The following is a 16608-nucleotide window of genomic DNA, read 5'->3' as shown; positions in this document are numbered from 1 at the left end:
GGCCCGATCCGGGCTGCCGAGGGTGTCGATCTGTTGACCGTCGGTGGCCATAATGACCACGTGGCTGTAGGCGCGCACCCCACCCGGTCCGACCGCCCCATCGACTTCTTCATCAGTTACTCACCGGCCGACGAGCGCTGGGCGACGTGGCTGGCGTGGGAGTTCGAGGCGGCCGGCTACCGCACACTGTTGCAGGCGTGGGACTTCGTCGCCGGCACCAACTTCATCGACTTCATGGACCGTGGCGTCCGCGAGGCCGAGGTCGTGGTGGCGGTGCTGTCCGAACGCTACCTGCACTCCACGTACGGCAAGCTGGAGTGGCAGGCCGCGCTGCGCGCCGACCCCGACGGCACCGGAAACAAGCTCGTCACGGTACGCGTCGAGGACTGCCCGATCGACGGGCTGCTCGCCACCATCACCTATGTGGACCTGGTCGGTGTGGACGACCCGGCGCAGGCCCGCAACCGGGTGCTCGACCGCATCCGGGAGGCGCTCGACGGCCGGGCCAAACCGATGCGGCAGCCGGCGTTCCCGCACCACCCGGCCGACCCGCACGGGGTGCTCGCCGCGCCCGCCGCCGGAGCGCCCGCGCCGCGCCGCGCCCGGCGTACCCCGATCAACCCGCCGCCGTTCCCGCCGGCCGCGGTGGCGCCGCCGACCGCCCGGGACACCGTCACCGTGCTCCAGGTCGCCGGGCCGCGCTTCGGCCGGGGCGTGATCACCCCCGGCGCGCCGGTCACCCCCGGCGAGGTGCAGGAACACCTGATGGGTGACCTCACGCTGCTGATGAACGACGGCGTGCCCCGGCCGGACCTGCTCGTCGTCGCCGGCAACCTGACCGAGTCGGGCAGCCCGCGCGAGTTCTCCGACGCGCTGAGCTTCCTCACCGGCCTGCGGGTGCTGCTCGGGCTGGAGCCGCACCGCCTGATCGTGGTGCCCGGCCCGCGCGACGTGACGATGGCCGCCTGCCGCGCGTACTTCGCGACCTGCGAGGCCGACGACGTCGACCCGCAGCCGCCGTTCTGGCCGAAGTGGCGGCACTACGCGCGCCTGTTCGACGACCTCTACCAGGGCCTCGAGGACCGGATCTTCGACAGCGAGCAGCCCTGGACGCTGTTCCCCGTCCCGGACCTGCGGGTGGTGGTGGCCGGGCTGAACTCCACCATCGCCATCACCCACCGCGAGGAGGACCGGTACGGCTTCCTCGGCGAGGCGCAGTCCAGCTGGTTCGCCCAGCGGCTGCGCCACTACCAGCAGTCCGGCTGGCTGCGGCTGGGCGCGATGGCGCACGCGCCGGGGGCGCGCAGCCCGTACGCCGACGAGGTGCCGCCGGATCCGGTGTCGCTGCGCGACCGCGGCGCGGTCAACCGGCTGGTCGGCCCGATGCTCAACCTGCTGCTCTCCGACGCCGCGCCGTCGGCCCGGGTCGACCCGGTGGTGCCGCTGGCCGCCGCGCCCCGCGACGGCCGGGCGCAGGTGCTGCGGCTCGGCGGCGACGGGATGACCCGCTGGGTGCTCGGCCGCGACGACCGCCTCGACTCCGGGGCTCTGACGGCGGTGAACTGGCCGCACGCCGAGGCGACGTTCGGCGCGGCCGGCCCGGCCCAGGTGCCCGACCCGCGCCGCCCGGTGGCCGTCGAGGGGGCCACCCAGGGCGTGGCGGTCACCGCCGCCCCGGTGCAGCGCCTGCTGGACCGGCTCGCCGAGGTCTGCGAGGCCCGCTACGACCGGGTGGTGGTACGCCGCGTCGACACCGACCCGCCGCATCTCTACATCAGCTACCGCTCCGACGGCGTGGTCCGCCAGCAGCGCGTCGGCGCGCACGTGGGCACCCCCACCGCCGCCGACGTGGACGTCTTCGCCCGCCGGGTGCACGCCACCGATCCGGACATCGCCTCCGAACTGGTCTACGACGGTGACCGGGTGCCGCGCGGGCTGGCCGAGGAGGCGCAGCGCCGGGGCGTGCGCGTGCTGCACCTGACCGAGTTCCAGGGCCTGCTCGACCTGCGCGACTACGTCGCGGCGCAGACCGCGCGGCTGCAGGCCGACCGGCTCTACCCGCCCGGGCAGTACGTGCCGCAGCGCTACCGTCACCTCGTCGGCGCCGACCAGCGCGTCCGCGACGACGTGGTGGACGAGCTGCTGGAGACCGTCTCCGCCCCGGACGGCCGGTTCGTGCTGGTGCTCGGCGACTTCGGCCGGGGCAAGACGTTCGCGCTGCGCGAGGTGGCCCGGCGGCTGCCCACCGCAGCCCCCGACCTGATCCCGATCCTGGTCGAGCTGCGCGCGCTGGACAAGGCACACTCCGTGGACGGCCTGGTCGCCGCGCACCTCGCGAATCACGGCGAGCAGGTGATCGACCTCAAGGCGTTCCGCTACATGCTGCGCCAGGGCCGCATCGTGCTGCTGTTCGACGGGTTCGACGAGCTGGTCGCCCGGGTCACGTACGACCGGGCGGCCGACCACCTGGAGACGCTGCTGCAGGCCGCCGAGGGCAACGCGAAGATCGTGGTGAGCAGCCGGACCCAGCACTTCAAGACCAACTCGCAGGTGCTGACCGCGCTCGGCGAACGGGTCGGCCTGCTGCCGCACCGGCGCGTGCTCGCCGTGGAGGACTTCACCCCCGGGCAGATCGAGGCGTTCCTGCGCAACCGGTACGGCGGCGACGAGCGGGCCGCCCGCGAGCGGATGGACCTGCTGGCCGGCGTGAAGGACCTGCTCGGGCTCTCCCGCAACCCGCGCATGCTCGGCTTCATCGCCAACCTGGACGAGGGGCGCCTCGCCGCGGTCGCCGGCGCGGGTGGCACGTTCAGCGCCGCCGCGCTGTACCGGGAGATCCTGGAGTCCTGGCTGGACTTCGAGGAGCGCCGCACGCAGGGCATCCCGGGCGCGCCGGTGAGCCTGCGCCGCCCCGAGCTGTGGCAGGCGGTGAGCCGGCTGGCGTTCCAGCTCTGGGAGAGCGGCGAGGCGTACCTGCGCCTGGCCGAGCTGGCCGAGTCCACCGGCCAGCTCGCCGGCCGGGCCGACTCGCGGCTGTCCGGCCCGCAGGCGGCGCACGCGGTCGGCGCGGGCAGCCTGCTCGTCCGCACCGACGACGGATTGTTCGGGTTCATCCACACCTCGGTCATGGAATGGCTGGTCGCCGAGGGCGTCGCCGAGCAGATCAACCGGGGCGAGGAACCGGCCGCGCTGGCGGTGCGGTCGCTGTCCGCGCTCGCCGTCGAGTTCCTCGGCGACCTCGCCGACCCGGCCCGCTGCACCGCCTGGACCGCTCGGGTGCTCGGCGACGAGTCGGCGGGGGAGACGCTGCGCGCCAACGCGCTGCGGCTGTCCGCCCGGCTGCGCCTGCCCGACCGGGCCGACCTGCGCGGCGCGGTGCTGCGCGGCGAGGACCTGTCGCACCGCGAACTCGCCGGGGCCGACCTCACCGGCGCCGACCTGACCGACGCGCGGCTGGTCGCCACGAACCTGACCGAGGCGCGGCTGGAACACGCCCGGCTGCGCGGCGCCCGCCTGGACCAGGCCCGCCTCGCCGGGGCGGACCTGCGCGACGCGGAGCTGGCCGGGGCGCGGCTGTTCCGTACCGACCTGCGCGGCGCGCGCGTGGGCGGCAGCAGCTGGCACCGCACCGCGCTGATCGACGTCAGCGCCGACGCGGCCATGCTGCGCGCCCCGGAGCTGCGCGGCGCCGTCGTCGCGCCGGGCCGGCCGGTCGCGCCGGGCCTGGCCCCGCCCGCGGTGGGCGTCGCCTACGGCTTCGAGGTGGGCCGGCTGCCGGTGCCGGCGGCGTACAGCCCGGACGGCGCGGTGCTCGCGGTCGGCAGCGACGACGGCGGTGTGCTGCTCTGCGACACCGCCACCGGGCTGCCGGTACGCACGCTCCAGGGACACCGCTCCCGGGTGTACGCGGTCCGCTACGACGCCGCCTCCCACCAGCTCGTCACCGGCGCGGCCGACCTCACCGTACGGCTGTGGGACGCCGACCATGGCGACGTGCGGCACGTCATCGAGGACGTCTTCACCGGCTGGGTGTGGCCGCTGCTGACCGACGGCCGCCGCGGCCGGCTCGTGGTGGGCGACGCGGCCGGCGTGGTGCGGCTGTACGACACGCGCACCGCCCGGCTGCGCCACGAGTGGCCCGGCCACGCCGCGCCGATCTGGGGCACCTCGTTCAGCCCCGACGGCCGGCGGGTCGTGGTGGCCGACAGCGGCGGCACGGTACGCGGCTGGGACATCCCCACCGGCCGGCTGGCGTTCGAGGTGCGCGAGCCGGAAGTCGTCTACCGGCTGGCGCACACGCCGGACGGGCGGCTGCTGGCCGCGGTCGGGCAGCACGGCCGGGTCTGGGTCCGCCGGGCCGCCGACGGCGAGCTGCTGCGCTCGCCGCGCGGCCACGAGGCCGACGTGTACGCCCTCGACATCCACCCCGACGGCACGCTGATGGCCACCGGCGACACGCACGGCGCGCTGCGGCTGTGGGAGACCGAGACCGGCCGGCCGGTACGGGTGCTCGGGCGGCAGCGGGGCGCGATCTACAGCGTCCGGTTCAACGGCGACGGCAGCCTGCTCGCCACCGCCGCCAGCGACGGCGCGATCCAGCTCTGGGACACCGACGACGGGCAGGTCCGGCACGAGCTGACCCGGCACCGCGGCTCGGTCTGGCCGGTGGTCTGGCGGCCGGACCAGAACCAGGTGGCCACCAGCAGCAACGACGGCACCACCCGGCTGTGGGACGTACGCACCGGGCAGCTCCAGCACACGTTGCGCGGGCACGGCCGGCGGGTCACCGCGCTGTCCTTCCGCGACGACGGGGAAGTGCTCGCCGCCTGCGGCAACGACGGCGTGATCCGGCTCTGGGAACCGCGTACCGGCCGCCTGCTGCGCCAGCTCGCCAGCCCCGCCGACCGGCTGCTGTCCGTGGTGTTCTGCCCCGAGGAGCCGCTGGTCGCCTCGCCCAGCGGCGACGGCGGCGTGCACCTGTGGAACACCGACACCGGAGCCGACGAGCGGGAGCTCAACGTGGACACCGACCACGTCTGGGCGGTCGCGTTCAGCCCCGACGGCGACGCGCTCGCCACCGCGAACGACGACGACACGGTACGCCTGTGGTACCGCCGCACCGGCCGGCACTTCGCCACGCTGACCCCGCACCGGGGCCGGGTGCGCACCGTCGCGTTCAGCCCGGACGGCGAGACCATCGCCACCGGCTGCGACGACCAGACGGTACGGCTGTGGGACGCCGCTACCGCCACCTGCCGGATGACGCTGGAACACCACACCGACCGGGTCTACTCGGTCGGCTTCAACAGCGAGGGCACGCTGCTGGCCAGCGCCGGCAACGACGGCACGGCGGTGGTCTGGGACGTGCAGACCGGCCAGCCGCGTGTCGTGCTCACCGAACACGACGGCCGCCTCTGGTCGTGCGCGTTCAGCCCGGACGGCAACCTGCTCGCCACCGCCGGGGACGACCTGGTGATCCGGCTGTGGGACCCGGTCACCGGCCGGCTGCACGGCACGCTGGCGGCACACACCCGGCGGGTCTGGTCGGTGCACTTCAGCCCGGACAGCAGCCTGCTCGCCAGCGCCGGTGACGACGGCACCGTACGCCTGTGGGACGTGGCCGACCCGGAGCACGCCCAGCTGCGGACCACGCTGATCGGGCTGCCGGACGGATGGGCGGCGGTCAGCCCGGACGGCCGGTACAAGCTGGACGGTGACCCGGGCGGCCAGTTCTGGCACGTCATCGGCACGTGCCGCTTCGAGGTGGGCGAGCTGGATCCTTACCTGACCCAGGTCCGCCGCCTACCCGTGGACGCCCCCTTCTGACCCCCGCGAATCTCCCCGTGCTCTCCGCGGTGATCAAGGAGTTTGTGTCCCGATCCGCGCCCGATCCGGACACAAACTCCTTGATCACCGCCGTGGGCGCTGCCGGGAGGTGCTCGTTCCGCCGGGCCGCCGTGGGCGCCTCGTCCGAGGCGGTCCGGAGATCTTGGTAGGAAAGGGTCCCTATGGGGGCCCTTTCCTACCAAGATCTACTGCAGTTCCGGGATGTGGTCCGCGAATCCTGGAATCCGGACACGCGTGGCTGGTGCGGGTGGCCGGGCAGGGGGCGGGTGGGCCGGCCGCACCCCATGCCCGCGATCTTGCACTTTGTGCCCGGGCGAACGGGACATTCGGGGCGCGACTCGGGCCGAAAGTGCAAGATCGCGGGTGCGGGTGCGGGTGCGGGCGGGGCGGGCGGATGCGCCGCCCGCCCCGGGCCGGGACGCCGGTCAGCGGCGCCACTTCTGGTTGGCGGCGCCGGTGCAGTCCCAGATCTGCAGCCGGGTGCCGTCGGCCGAGCTGGGACCGGTGGCGTCCAGGCACTTGTTGGCCTGGGGGTTCACGATGTCGCCGGCCGCGCTGAACACCCACTTCTGCGCGCCGGTGCCGTTGCAGTCGTAGAGCTGCACCTTGGCGCCGCTCGCCGTGGACCCGGCGGCCACGTCGAGGCACTTGCCGAGCGCGCGTACCGAGCCGTCGGTGTTCCAGTTCCAGCGCTGGGCGGCGGTGCCGTTGCACGTCCAGAGCTGCACCGGGGTGCCGTTCGCGGTGCCGGCGCTGGCCACGTCGACGCACTTGTTGCCGTACCCGGTGATCTGGCCGCCGGTGCCCCCGCCGCCGTTGTCCCAGGCCTGGACCCGGACGTAGTCGATGGTCATGGTCTGCGGGAACGTCGTGCTGCCGTCCGGCGAGCCGGGCCAGTTGCCGCCGACCGCCACGTTCATGATCATGAAGAACGGGTGGTCGAAGACCCACCGGTTGCCGCCGATGTCGGCGGGCGTCTTGCGCGAGTACGCCACGCCGTCGAGGTACCAGGTGATCGAGTCCGGCGCCCAGTCCACGGCGAACGTGTGGAAGGCGTCGGCGAGCGCCTGACCGCCGGGCAGCGAGGTGGAGGCGCCGACGCCGCTGCCGCCGGAGTAGCCGGGGCCGTGCAGCGTGCCCCAGACGGTCGACGGCGCGTACCCGACGTTCTCCATGATGTCGATCTCGCCGCTGCCGGGCCACGGGTTCGTGCCGATGTCGTTGCCGAGCATCCAGAACGCCGGCCACAGCCCCTGTCCACGTGGGACCTTGATGCGCGCCTCGAACCGCCCGTACGCCTGGGCGAACGTGCCGTTGGTGAGCAGCCGGGCCGAGGTGTACTGGCAGCTTCCGTACCAGCAGTTGTAGCCGGCGGGGTTCTCCTTGCGGGCGGTGATGACCAGGTTGCCGTTGCCGTCGAGCGCGGCGTTGCGGGTGCTGTTGGTGTAGTACTGCAGCTCGTTGTTGCCCCAGCCGCCGCCACCGATGTCGTAGCGCCACTTGCTCGCGTCGGGCGCGGCGCCGGCGGGGCCGTTGAAGTCGTCGGACCAGGTGACCGCGCCGGGGGCGGCGATCGCGGGGGAGTGGGGGACGACGGTGAGGGCGGCGGTGAGGCCGACCGCTGTCACCGCCAGGGCGGCCAGGGTACGGATGGTGCGCACGGGGCGCCTCCTGCGGGGGTGGTGGCCGTTACCGTCACGGCGGCCGGCCCCGCCCAACGGTTAACAAACCATACAAATAGACTTCGATGAAGGTATGAACGAAGTCGGTCGATGTCAAGAGAGCGTTTCCCGGCTGCGCTCCGAGACGGGCTCGGGCTCGCGCTGCCGCACCACAGTGGGGCGGCGCATGTCCCGCCACGGGCCGCCCAGCAACGGCGTCAGCACCACCAGCAGGTAGCAGGCGCCCATCACGACCAGCGTGGACGTCGGGCCGAACCGGTCCGCGGCGAATCCCGCGCCGATCGCGCCGGCCGGCATGGCCGCCCACGCGCCCGCGCCGATCACGCCGTACACCCGGGCCCGCATGGCGGGCGGCACCCGCTCCAACTGGACCGCGCCCATCAGCGGGTTGAGCGCGCCGGCGGCGAGCCCGGCCATCGCCACCACGGCGGCCACCACCGGCAGCGGCGGTGCGGCGGCGAGCGCCCACAGCGGTGGGGCGCCGCACAGCGCGTACGCGGTGACGAATGTGGCCCGGCGGGGCAGGCGGTGCCCGATCGCGCTGAACACCAGCGAGCCGACCAGCGCCCCACCACCCATGACGCCCACCAGCAGGCCGAACGCGGCCGGCCCGCCGAGTTCCCGGTCGGCGACCACCGGCAGCAGCACCTGGCTCTTGGCCGCGTCGAACAGGTTCGTCACCAGCACCAGCAGGACCATGGCGCGCAGCAGCGGCTCGCGGACCAGGAAGCGCAGCCCGGCGGCGAACTGCCGCCAGTAGCCGCCGGTCTCCGGCTCGCTCCCGTCGTCGGACGGCCGCAGGCCACGCGGCACCAGCAGTGTCACCACGAGCGCCGACACGGCGAACGTCACCGCGTCCAGCGCCAGCACCGGCACCGCCCCGAACACGCCGACCAGCAGGCCGGCCAGGGGTGCGCCGATCATCCGGGCGCCGCGCGAGGTCGCGTCCTCCCACCCGGCCGCCCGCTCGATCGGCACCCCGGCCGCCGCCGCGGCCTCCGGCAGCAGCGCGGTGCGCGCGGTCTGCCCCGGCGTGTCGAGCAGTCCGCTGACGAAGACCAGGGCCAGCAGCGCCGGGAACGGCAGGCCGACGGTGGAGTGCAACAGGGGTACGGCGGCGATCGTCACGCCGGAGACCACGTCGGCGAGCACGCTGGAGCGCCGGTAGCCGATCCGGTCGACGAGCACGCCGCCGAACGCGCCGCCGAGCACCACCGGCGCGGTGGCGAACGCGCCGGCCAGCCCGGTGGCGCCCGGCGAGCCGGTCTCGGCCAGCACGTAGAGCGGCAGCGCGATGAGCGTGAGCACGTTGCCGGTCAGCGAGACGGCGTGCCCGATCAGCAGTCCGGCCAGCGGCCGGCGGTCGCGGGTCACCGCGGCCCCCGGTACGCCTGCCAGATGAGCGTGACCATCTCCGCGCCGGGCCGGCCGGCGGCGCCGCGTTCCCGCCAGCGCCGGCCCAGCTCGGACAGTTCGTCCCGCAGCTCCACCAGCTCGTCGGGGGTCAGGTGCAGCACCGTGTCGCTGCTCGTGGTGCCGCGGACCCAGGCCGGGTCGAGGTCGGCCTCCGATTCCAGGTACGCCTGGTAGCGGGCCACGTAGCGCTGCATGGCGGCCTGGCGCAGCAGGTTGCCGGCGAGCCGGCGTTCCGGGTCGTCGAGCAGTTCGAGGGGATCCCAGTCGGTGGTGGCGTGCGCGGCCCGCCACCACCGTTCGCGCCGGTCCCGGGCGAGTTCGGGGGCCTCGGTCACGAAGCCGTGCTCGGCCAGCTTGCCGACGTGGTAGCTGACCGACCCGACCGCCTCGCCGGTCCGCTCGCTCAGCATGCCGACGGTCTGCGGGCCGCGCAGGCGCAGCTCGCCGAGCAGCCGCAGCCGGGTGGGGTGGGCCAGCGCCCGCATGGCGCGCGGGTCGCTGAGGCGCCGGTTGCCGGTTCCGTCGGTCATGCCGCCAGGCTAGACCGACAAGAAGTAATGTACAAGGAGTCTTGTTGAATCTCCTGGGGTCAGTCGAGGCAGAACTCGTTGCCCTCCGGATCGGTCATCAGCACGTGCCCCGCCTCCAGCGGGGGAGCGGGCTCGAAGCGCCCGACGCGCGTCGCGCCGAGCGGAACGAGCAGGTCGGCCGCCGCCTCCAGCGCCGCCATCCGGGCCTCGCCGGTCAGGCCGGGCGCGGCCCGGACGTCCAGATGCACCCGGTTCTTGACCCGCTTGGACTCCGGCACCCGCTGGAAGAACAGTCGCGGACCGGCGCCCTCCGGGTCGACCACTGCCGAGGCGTCGTTGTGCCGCTCCGGCGGAACGCCCATCGCGGTCAGCGCCTGCTCCCACGAGTCGAAGCCCTCCGGCGGGCCCTGGACCCGGTAGCCGAGGACCTCGGCCCAGAACGCCGCCAGCTTCGCCGGGTCGGCGCAGTCGATGGTGATTTGCACGTCGCGGGCCATCTCGGCTCACCTTCCGTCGGTCCCGCCGGCGAACCGGCGGCACGTGTGATCGGTCGCCGTCCAGCCTGCCGGAGCCAGCGGACAGCGACTGTCCTCAACACGGGACGGATCAGGTTCGGCGGCCGGTAGTGCGGCCCTTGAGCCGGCGACCCATCTCGCGGGCGATCTCCTTCTTCGCGTCCCGCTCGGCCAGCGCCTGACGCTTGTCGTACGACCGGCGACCCCGGGCCAGGCCCAGCTCCACCTTGGCCCAGCCGTCGGCGAAGTACATCGACAGCGGCACCAGCGTGACGCCGCCGTCGCGCAGCTTCTCCAGGATGCGGGCGATCTCCACCCGGTGCAGCAGCAGCTTGCGGGTGCGCCGGGGCGCGTGGTTGGTCCAGGTGCCGAAGCCGTACTCGGCGATGTGCAGGCCGTACAGCATGATCTCGCCGTCGCGCTCCTGGGCGAATGCGTCGACAAGCGACACCCGCCCCTCCCGCAGCGACTTGACCTCGGTGCCGGCCAGCACGATACCCGCCTCGTACGTCTTGAGGATGTCGTAGTCGTGCCGCGCCTTCTTGTTCGAGGCGATCAGCTTGCGCCCGTTCTCCCTGGCCACGCGAGCAGGGTACCCGCGGGCGGCGACTCCGGGCCGGTCGCCGGGCGGGTCGCGGCCACCCAGCCGGTGGTGATCAGCAGCAGCGCCGCGCAGTAGGTGGTCATCACCAGCAGGCCCCGCCCGGGCAGCTCGATCCCGGCCGCGCCCACGCCGATGAGCAGGTCGGAGACGAGGAAGAACGCGCCGCCGGCGGCGACAGGCGCGGACACCCCGGCCGCGGCGACGGCCATCAGGCACAGCGCCAGGCTGTAGCCGAGCACCGGCAGCCGCAGCGGCCCGAGCATGCCCCACAGCAGCGCGTTCGCCCCGGCCCAGGCGAGCAGGTAGCCGGCCCACGCCACGACCGGCGCGCGCCGGTGCCGGACGAAGGCGGTGATGAACGCGATCTGGGTGACCAGGAAGAAGCCCATGCCGGCCAGGAACGCGGTGTCACCCTCCAGGAGCAGGGCGACGTCGCCCGCGGTGGCGGCGACAAGGCCGACCGCCACCGCGTCCACCCGGCGGCGGCGCGCCCAGAGGTACGCCAGCAGCACCGGCGCGAGCAGCGGCTTGGCCAGCCACTGGAGCACCGTCGAGTCGAGCGCGACCCCGACCAGTTCGACGGCGGCGACCAGCCCGAACAGGAGCAGCATCCAGGAGCGCCTCATCGGGCCGGCTGCCAGCCCGGGCGGCCGAACAGGTAGCCGAGTCGGTGCCGCCAGCAGTCGGCCCGGCGTACGTCGGACCAGATCGCGGCGAACTCGTGGGTGGCCACCCGCAGCGGGTTGTAGGTGCCGATGTTCTTGGTGAGGCCGTAGCGCGCGGAGGCCCGCTCGGGCTCGAACGTGCCGAACAGCCGGTCCCAGATGATCAGGATGCCGCCGTAGTTGCGGTCCAGGTACTCGGTGTTGGAGCCGTGGTGCACCCGGTGGTGCGACGGCGTGTTGAAGATCCACTCGATCGGCCGGGGCAGCACCCTGATCCGTTCGGTGTGCAGGAAGAACTGGTAGAGCAGGCTGACCGACTGCTGCAGGAAGATCATCCACGGCGGGATGCCGAGCAGGGCCAGCGCGAGCCAGAACGGCAGCGAGGTCATCGGCGTCCAGCTCTGCCGCAACGCGGTCGAGAAGTTGTAGTAGACGCTGGAGTGGTGGACCACGTGGCTGGCCCAGAGCACGCGCACCTCGTGGTGCGAGCGGTGGAACCAGTAGTAGGCCAGGTCGTCGGCGAAGAACAGGATCACCCAGGTCCACCAGTCGCCGGGGGACAACTGCACCGGCGCCACGGTCCACAGCGCCGCGAACAGGCCGACGGTGAGCAGCTTCCACGGGAAGCCGATGATCTGGCTGCCCAGCCCCATGGACAGGCTGGTGGTGGTGTCGCGCAGCTCGTAGCCGCGCTCGTCGTCGTCGGGCAGGAAGCGGTAGGAGACCGCCTCGATCACGATCAGGAGCAGGAACGCCGGGACGGCGTACAGCACGGCGGGGATCATGCGCGCGCTTCCCTTCCGGGGGTGGTGGTGGGGGTGGGGGTGACCGGCGCGGTCAGCAGCTCCCGGGCGTGCCGGGCGGCCGCCGCGCCCTGACCGGAGGCGATCGAGGTGGCGAGACGGCGGTGCCCGGCGACGTCGAGCAGTTCGGCCGCGCGGGCGTCCGGGGGGACGTCACCGACCGCGAACGTGCCGGCCACCAGGCTGTTGAAGGCGAGCTGGTAGGCGGTGTTGCCGCTGCCGCGTACGACCAGCCGCCAGATGGCGATGTTCGCCTCGTTCATCAGGTCCAGGTCGGGGGCCAGGTCGCCGTACTCCTCGGCGGCCCGGACCACGGCGGCGACGACGGCCGCGTCGCCGCGCTCGGCGCACAGCCGGGCCGCGTCGATCCCGACGCACCCCCGCATCTCCAGCATGTCGCGCACCAGCGTCTCGACCGGGAGTACGTCACCGGAGCGGGCCAGTGACAGCGCCAGGTCCAGCCCGGCGTGCACCCGCCAGTCCAGCACCCGGGTCGCGCCGCCCTGACTGACCCGGACCAGGCCGAGCTGCTGCAGGCGGCGCAGCGCCTCCCGGACCGCGTGCCGGTTGACCGCGAACGCGCCGGCCAGCTCGCGCTCGCCGGGCAGCGTCTCGTCCGGCGCGTACCGGCCGGAGACGATCGCGTCGCGCAGCCGGCCGAAGACGTGGTCGGAGACCGAGACGCGGGGCGCGGGATCGAAGGTCATGCGCAGCAGTGTGGCCCCGTGCACATCAACCCGTCAACTGGTTGTACCAGTCGATTTCCGGGGCGGCCGGTGCGTGCCGCAGCGGTCACCCCTCGTATCCTTTCCGCCGTAGGAGCCGCCAGAGGGAAGGAGCCGGTGTGAGCGACGGGGTCGAGACGTTGGAGTTCCAGGCCGAGGCCCGTCAGCTGTTGCAGCTGATGGTGCACTCGATCTACTCGAACAAGGACGTCTTCCTGCGCGAACTGATCTCGAACGCGTCCGACGCGCTGGACAAGCTGCGGCTGGAGTCGCTCGTCGACAAGGACCTGCCGGCCGACACCTCCGACCTGCACATCGAGATCGAGGCCGACAAGGACGCCCGTACGCTCACCGTGCGGGACAACGGCATCGGCATGACCCGTGACGAGGTGGTCCGCCTGATCGGCACCATCGCCAAGTCCGGCACCGCCGAACTGCTGCGCAAGCTGCGCGAGTCCTCCGACGCCGCAGCGTCCCAGGAGCTGATCGGCCAGTTCGGCGTCGGTTTCTACGCCACGTTCATGGTCGCCGACAAGGTGACGCTGCTGACCCGCCGCGCCGGACAGTCCGGCGGCACCCGCTGGGAGTCCACCGGCGAGGGCACGTACTCGATCGAGGAGGTCGAGGACGCACCCCAGGGCACCTCGGTCACGCTGCACCTCAAGCCCGTCGACACCGAGGACAACCTGCACGACTACACCGCCGAGTGGACGATCCGGGAGATCGTCAAGCGCTACTCCGACTTCATCTCGTGGCCGATCCGGATGACGGTCGACAAGCCCGGCGAGGACGGCGCCACCACCCGCGAGGAGCAGACGCTCAACTCGATGAAGGCGCTCTGGGCGCGCTCGCGGGACGAGGTCGACGAGGCCGAGTACAAGGAGTTCTACCGGCACGTCGCGCACGACTGGGCCGACCCCCTCGAAACCATCCACATGCGCGGCGAGGGCACCTTCGAGTACGAGGCGCTGCTGTTCCTGCCGTCGCACGCCCCGCTGGACCTGTTCTCCCCGCAGGGCCGCCGCGGCGTGCAGCTCTACGTCAAGCGCGTGTTCATCATGGACGACTGCGACGCGCTGATGCCCAACTACCTGCGCTTCGTCAAGGGCGTGGTGGACGCGCACGACCTGTCGCTGAACATCTCCCGGGAGATCCTCCAGCAGGACCGGCAGATCCGCGCGGTACGCCGCCGGCTGGTCAAGAAGGTCCTCGCCACGCTCAAGGACATGTCCGCCGAGTCGTACCGCACCTTCTGGACCGAGTTCGGCGCGGTGGTCAAGGAGGGTCTGCTGGAGGACCCGGACAACACCGAGACGCTGCTGGAACTGGTCCGCGCCGCCAGCACCCACGACCCGGCCGAGCCCACCACGCTGCGGGCGTACGTGGAGCGGATGAAGGACGGGCAGAGCGAGATCTACTACGCCACCGGCGAGAACCGGGCCACCATCGAGAACTCGCCGCACCTGGAGGCGTTCCGCGCCAAGGGCTACGAGGTGCTGATCCTCACCGACCCGGTGGACGAGGTGTGGGTCGAGCGCGTCGGCGCGTACGACGGCAAGACGCTGCGCTCGGTCGCCAAGGGCCAGGTGGACCTGGAGACCGAGGAGGAGAAGGAGAAGGCCGAGGCCGAACGGCAGGAGTACGCCGACCTGCTCACGTTCCTCGGCGGCGCGCTCGCCGACAGCGTCAAGGAGGTGCGCCTGTCCACCCGGCTGACCACCTCGCCGGCCTGCGTGGTGGGCGACGCGCACGACATGACGCCGACGCTGGAGAAGATGTACCGGGCGATGGGCCAGGAAGTGCCCCAGGTCAAGCGGATCCTGGAGCTGAACCCGGCCCACCCGCTGGTCACCGGGCTGCGCAAGGCGCACGGTGAGGGCGGCGACACGGCCGCGCTGACCGAGACCGCCGAGCTGCTGTACGGCATGGCGTTGCTGGCCGAGGGCGGCGAGCTGGCCGACCCGGCCCGGTTCACCCGCATCCTGGCCGACCGCCTGGCCCGCGGCCTGTAGCCCGACCCGACCCGGCCCGCTTGATCGACTCCACTACGCCGAGGTGGCGGTACCTGGGTGCCCCCGATGCCTCCACCTCGGCGAGCTGGTGTCGATCAAGCGCCGGGAAGTCGATCCGGGTGGTTGTCGGGTCAGTCCTTCGCCGGGCTCGTGCGGGCGGCTGGCTGCCGCTTGATCGACTCCAGCTCGCCGAAGTGGTGGTATCAGGCGGGCTCTGACCCCGCCACTTCGCCGAGCTGGTGTTGATCACCTGGGGCGTCCCGGAATGAGGAAGATCGATCCCAGTTGGAGGGACGCTCGGGGCTCTAGATGAGTGAGGGCTCTGGCGGAGATGGTCTTGCGGGCCCGCGTCGGCGGGGCGGCCCCAATGCGCAGGTGTCGAGCGGGTGGATCTGACGGAGCGCCGCTTGGCGAGCGTCGGCTGATGTCGGGCTCTTGTCGAAGGCTGTTGATCGGCTGTGTCCGGGCGGTTGTCGTGGCTTGTGCTTGATCGACACCATTGCGCCGAAGTGGCGGCATCGGACGGGTTCTGACCCCGCCACCTCGGCGAGACGGGTCTGTTCAGGGGAGCGCGGGGTAGAGCGCTGCCACCCCACCGGACAGTCCCGCCTGGACCCGGCGGGCGACGTCGTCGGCCAGGATCTCGTAGCTGCCGGACTCGATGCCGTCGGCGGCGAGCCGGGCGACGTCGGCCGGGTGCGCCTTCGGGCCGGGCACGGCGGCGGCCATCTCGGTGTCCATGTAGCCCACGTGCAGCCCGGCGACCCGGACGCCCCGGCCGGCTAGTTCCAGGCGCAGCGCGTTCGTCATCGACCACTCGGCGGCCTTGGCCGCGCCGTACGCGCCGACGCCGGGGATCGTGAACCAGGACAGCGCCGACAGCACGTTCAGGATCGTGCCGCCGCCGTTCGCCGCGATCCGGGGCGCGAACGCGCGTACCACCGACAGCGTGCCGAGGTAGTGCGTCTCCAGCTCCAGCCGGATCTGCGCGAGGTCACCGTCGAGCAGGTCGGCGCCGGTGCTCACGCCGGCGTTGTTCACGAGCAGCGTCACGTCACCGGCCCGCTCCGCGGCGGCGGCCACCGAGGCGGGGTCGGTGATGTCGAGGCGTACCGGGGTGACGCCGGGCAGGTCGACGGTGTCCGGGTTGCGGGCGCCGGCCCAGACGGTGGCGCCGCGCGCGACGAGTTCGGCGGCCAGGTGCCGGCCGAAGCCGCGGTTGGCGCCGGTGACCAGGGCGGTGCTTCCAGCGATCTTCATGTCTCGCTCCGAGGGGTGGGAAAGGAAGGTGGGTCAGGCGGACAGCAGGCCCGGACCGGGCAGGACGGCCAGCTCGCCGGGCGGTACGTCGTGTCCGGCGTCGCAGCGCAGCCGGGCGTGCACGGCCGCGCCGCACTCGTCGTGGGTCAGCCGGACGGCCGGGCCGGCCTCGTCGGCGGCGTACGTGTCGCCCCACTGCCGCAGCGCGACCAGCACCGGGATCAGGTCGCTGCCCTTGGCGGTGAGCACGTACTCGTCGCGGGTGCGCTGCCCGGGCTCGCGGTAGGGGCGCCGGTCGAGCAGCCCGTCGGCGACGAGCTGCTTGAGGCGTGCGGCGGCGACGGGCTCGCTGACGCCGACCCGCCGCGCGAAGTCGTCGAAGCGGCGGGTGCCGAACGACGCCTCGCGCAGCAGGAGCAGCGTGGTGCGGTTGCCGACCACCTCCAGCGCCCGGGCGATCGAGCAGTTGGCGGTGGACCAGGAGTCACGCTGGGCAAGGAGGTCCGTCATGGCGTCGACGGTACCCCCTGACTTAGGAAATCAAAAGTC

The 16608-nt window shown here is 73.0% G+C and carries 12 protein-coding genes; 2 read left to right on the top strand and 10 right to left on the bottom strand.

Annotated features, from left to right (window positions below):
• The first annotated feature begins 60 nt into the window (after positions 1-60).
• A complete protein-coding gene (locus J3R08_RS17425) occupies positions 61-5826 on the top strand; it encodes a TIR domain-containing protein (RefSeq protein ID WP_140946346.1) in 5766 nt (1921 codons plus the stop codon).
• 446 nt (positions 5827-6272) lie between these two features.
• Here J3R08_RS17425 and J3R08_RS17420 read toward each other — a convergent pair whose 3' ends face one another.
• The 8 genes from J3R08_RS17420 to J3R08_RS17385 form a co-directional block, all read right to left on the bottom strand.
• Entirely contained in the window at positions 6273-7508 is a 1236-nt protein-coding gene (locus J3R08_RS17420) for a ricin-type beta-trefoil lectin domain protein (protein WP_209962040.1), read from the bottom strand.
• A 114-nt stretch (positions 7509-7622) separates the two neighbouring features.
• A complete protein-coding gene (locus tag J3R08_RS17415; protein WP_209962039.1) occupies positions 7623-8903 on the bottom strand; it encodes an MFS transporter in 1281 nt (426 codons plus the stop codon).
• On the bottom strand, positions 8900-9475 hold the full coding sequence (locus J3R08_RS17410; RefSeq protein ID WP_043323777.1) for a helix-turn-helix domain-containing protein: 576 nt from the start codon (positions 9473-9475) through the stop codon (positions 8900-8902). The genes J3R08_RS17415 and J3R08_RS17410 overlap by 4 nt, the downstream gene beginning before the upstream one ends.
• Before the next feature lie 59 nt (positions 9476-9534).
• On the bottom strand, positions 9535-9972 hold the full coding sequence (locus tag J3R08_RS17405) for a VOC family protein (RefSeq protein ID WP_069088613.1): 438 nt from the start codon (positions 9970-9972) through the stop codon (positions 9535-9537).
• A 109-nt stretch (positions 9973-10081) separates the two neighbouring features.
• Positions 10082-10573 carry an SsrA-binding protein SmpB gene (smpB, locus tag J3R08_RS17400; RefSeq protein ID WP_166457646.1) on the bottom strand — a complete coding sequence of 164 codons (492 nt, stop codon included), beginning with the start codon at positions 10571-10573 and terminating at the stop codon, positions 10082-10084.
• Entirely contained in the window at positions 10546-11205 is a 660-nt protein-coding gene (locus J3R08_RS17395) for a lysoplasmalogenase (protein WP_245254758.1), read from the bottom strand. Before J3R08_RS17395 ends, smpB begins: the two co-directional genes overlap by 28 nt.
• 11 nt (positions 11206-11216) lie before the next feature.
• Positions 11217-12044, bottom strand: a complete 828-nt coding sequence (locus J3R08_RS17390; RefSeq protein WP_043323784.1) for a sterol desaturase family protein — start codon at positions 12042-12044, stop codon at positions 11217-11219.
• Positions 12041-12769 (bottom strand): FadR/GntR family transcriptional regulator, encoded by a 729-nt coding sequence (locus tag J3R08_RS17385; RefSeq protein WP_209962035.1) that lies wholly within the window; start codon positions 12767-12769, stop codon positions 12041-12043. Before J3R08_RS17385 ends, J3R08_RS17390 begins: the two co-directional genes overlap by 4 nt.
• 137 nt (positions 12770-12906) lie before the next feature.
• On the opposite strand from J3R08_RS17385, the gene htpG reads away from it, so the two are divergent.
• The gene (gene htpG / locus J3R08_RS17380) at positions 12907-14799 is read left to right on the top strand and encodes a molecular chaperone HtpG (RefSeq protein WP_104114145.1); all 1893 of its coding nucleotides are present in this window, start codon (positions 12907-12909) and stop codon (positions 14797-14799) included.
• Between the two features lie 561 nt (positions 14800-15360).
• On the opposite strand, the gene J3R08_RS17375 is transcribed toward htpG, so the two are convergent.
• On the bottom strand, positions 15361-16059 hold the full coding sequence (locus J3R08_RS17375; RefSeq protein WP_064445843.1) for an SDR family oxidoreductase: 699 nt from the start codon (positions 16057-16059) through the stop codon (positions 15361-15363).
• Positions 16060-16092: 33 nt separating this feature from the next.
• Positions 16093-16569, bottom strand: a complete 477-nt coding sequence (locus J3R08_RS17370; RefSeq protein WP_043323791.1) for a helix-turn-helix domain-containing protein — start codon at positions 16567-16569, stop codon at positions 16093-16095.
• Positions 16570-16608 lie beyond the last annotated feature (39 nt).

It is taken from the genome of Micromonospora sp. HB375, from assembly GCF_017872985.1.
Lineage (GTDB): Bacteria > Actinomycetota > Actinomycetes > Mycobacteriales > Micromonosporaceae > Micromonospora > Micromonospora chalcea.
This window is presented reverse-complemented; position numbering and strand designations above follow the sequence as displayed.

What these genes read in the sequence shown, in the direction of transcription:
- J3R08_RS17410 (WP_043323777.1), bottom strand. Translation starts at nt 9,475, where the DNA reads ATGACCGACGGAACCGGCAACCGGCGCCTCAGCGACCCGCGCGCCATG.
- J3R08_RS17405 (WP_069088613.1), bottom strand. Translation starts at nt 9,972, where the DNA reads ATGGCCCGCGACGTGCAAATCACCATCGACTGCGCCGACCCGGCGAAG.
- J3R08_RS17395 (WP_245254758.1), bottom strand. Translation starts at nt 11,205, where the DNA reads ATGCTGCTCCTGTTCGGGCTGGTCGCCGCCGTCGAACTGGTCGGGGTC.
- J3R08_RS17390 (WP_043323784.1), bottom strand. Translation starts at nt 12,044, where the DNA reads ATGATCCCCGCCGTGCTGTACGCCGTCCCGGCGTTCCTGCTCCTGATC.
- J3R08_RS17385 (WP_209962035.1), bottom strand. Translation starts at nt 12,769, where the DNA reads ATGACCTTCGATCCCGCGCCCCGCGTCTCGGTCTCCGACCACGTCTTC.
- J3R08_RS17375 (WP_064445843.1), bottom strand. Translation starts at nt 16,059, where the DNA reads ATGAAGATCGCTGGAAGCACCGCCCTGGTCACCGGCGCCAACCGCGGC.
- J3R08_RS17370 (WP_043323791.1), bottom strand. Translation starts at nt 16,569, where the DNA reads ATGACGGACCTCCTTGCCCAGCGTGACTCCTGGTCCACCGCCAACTGC.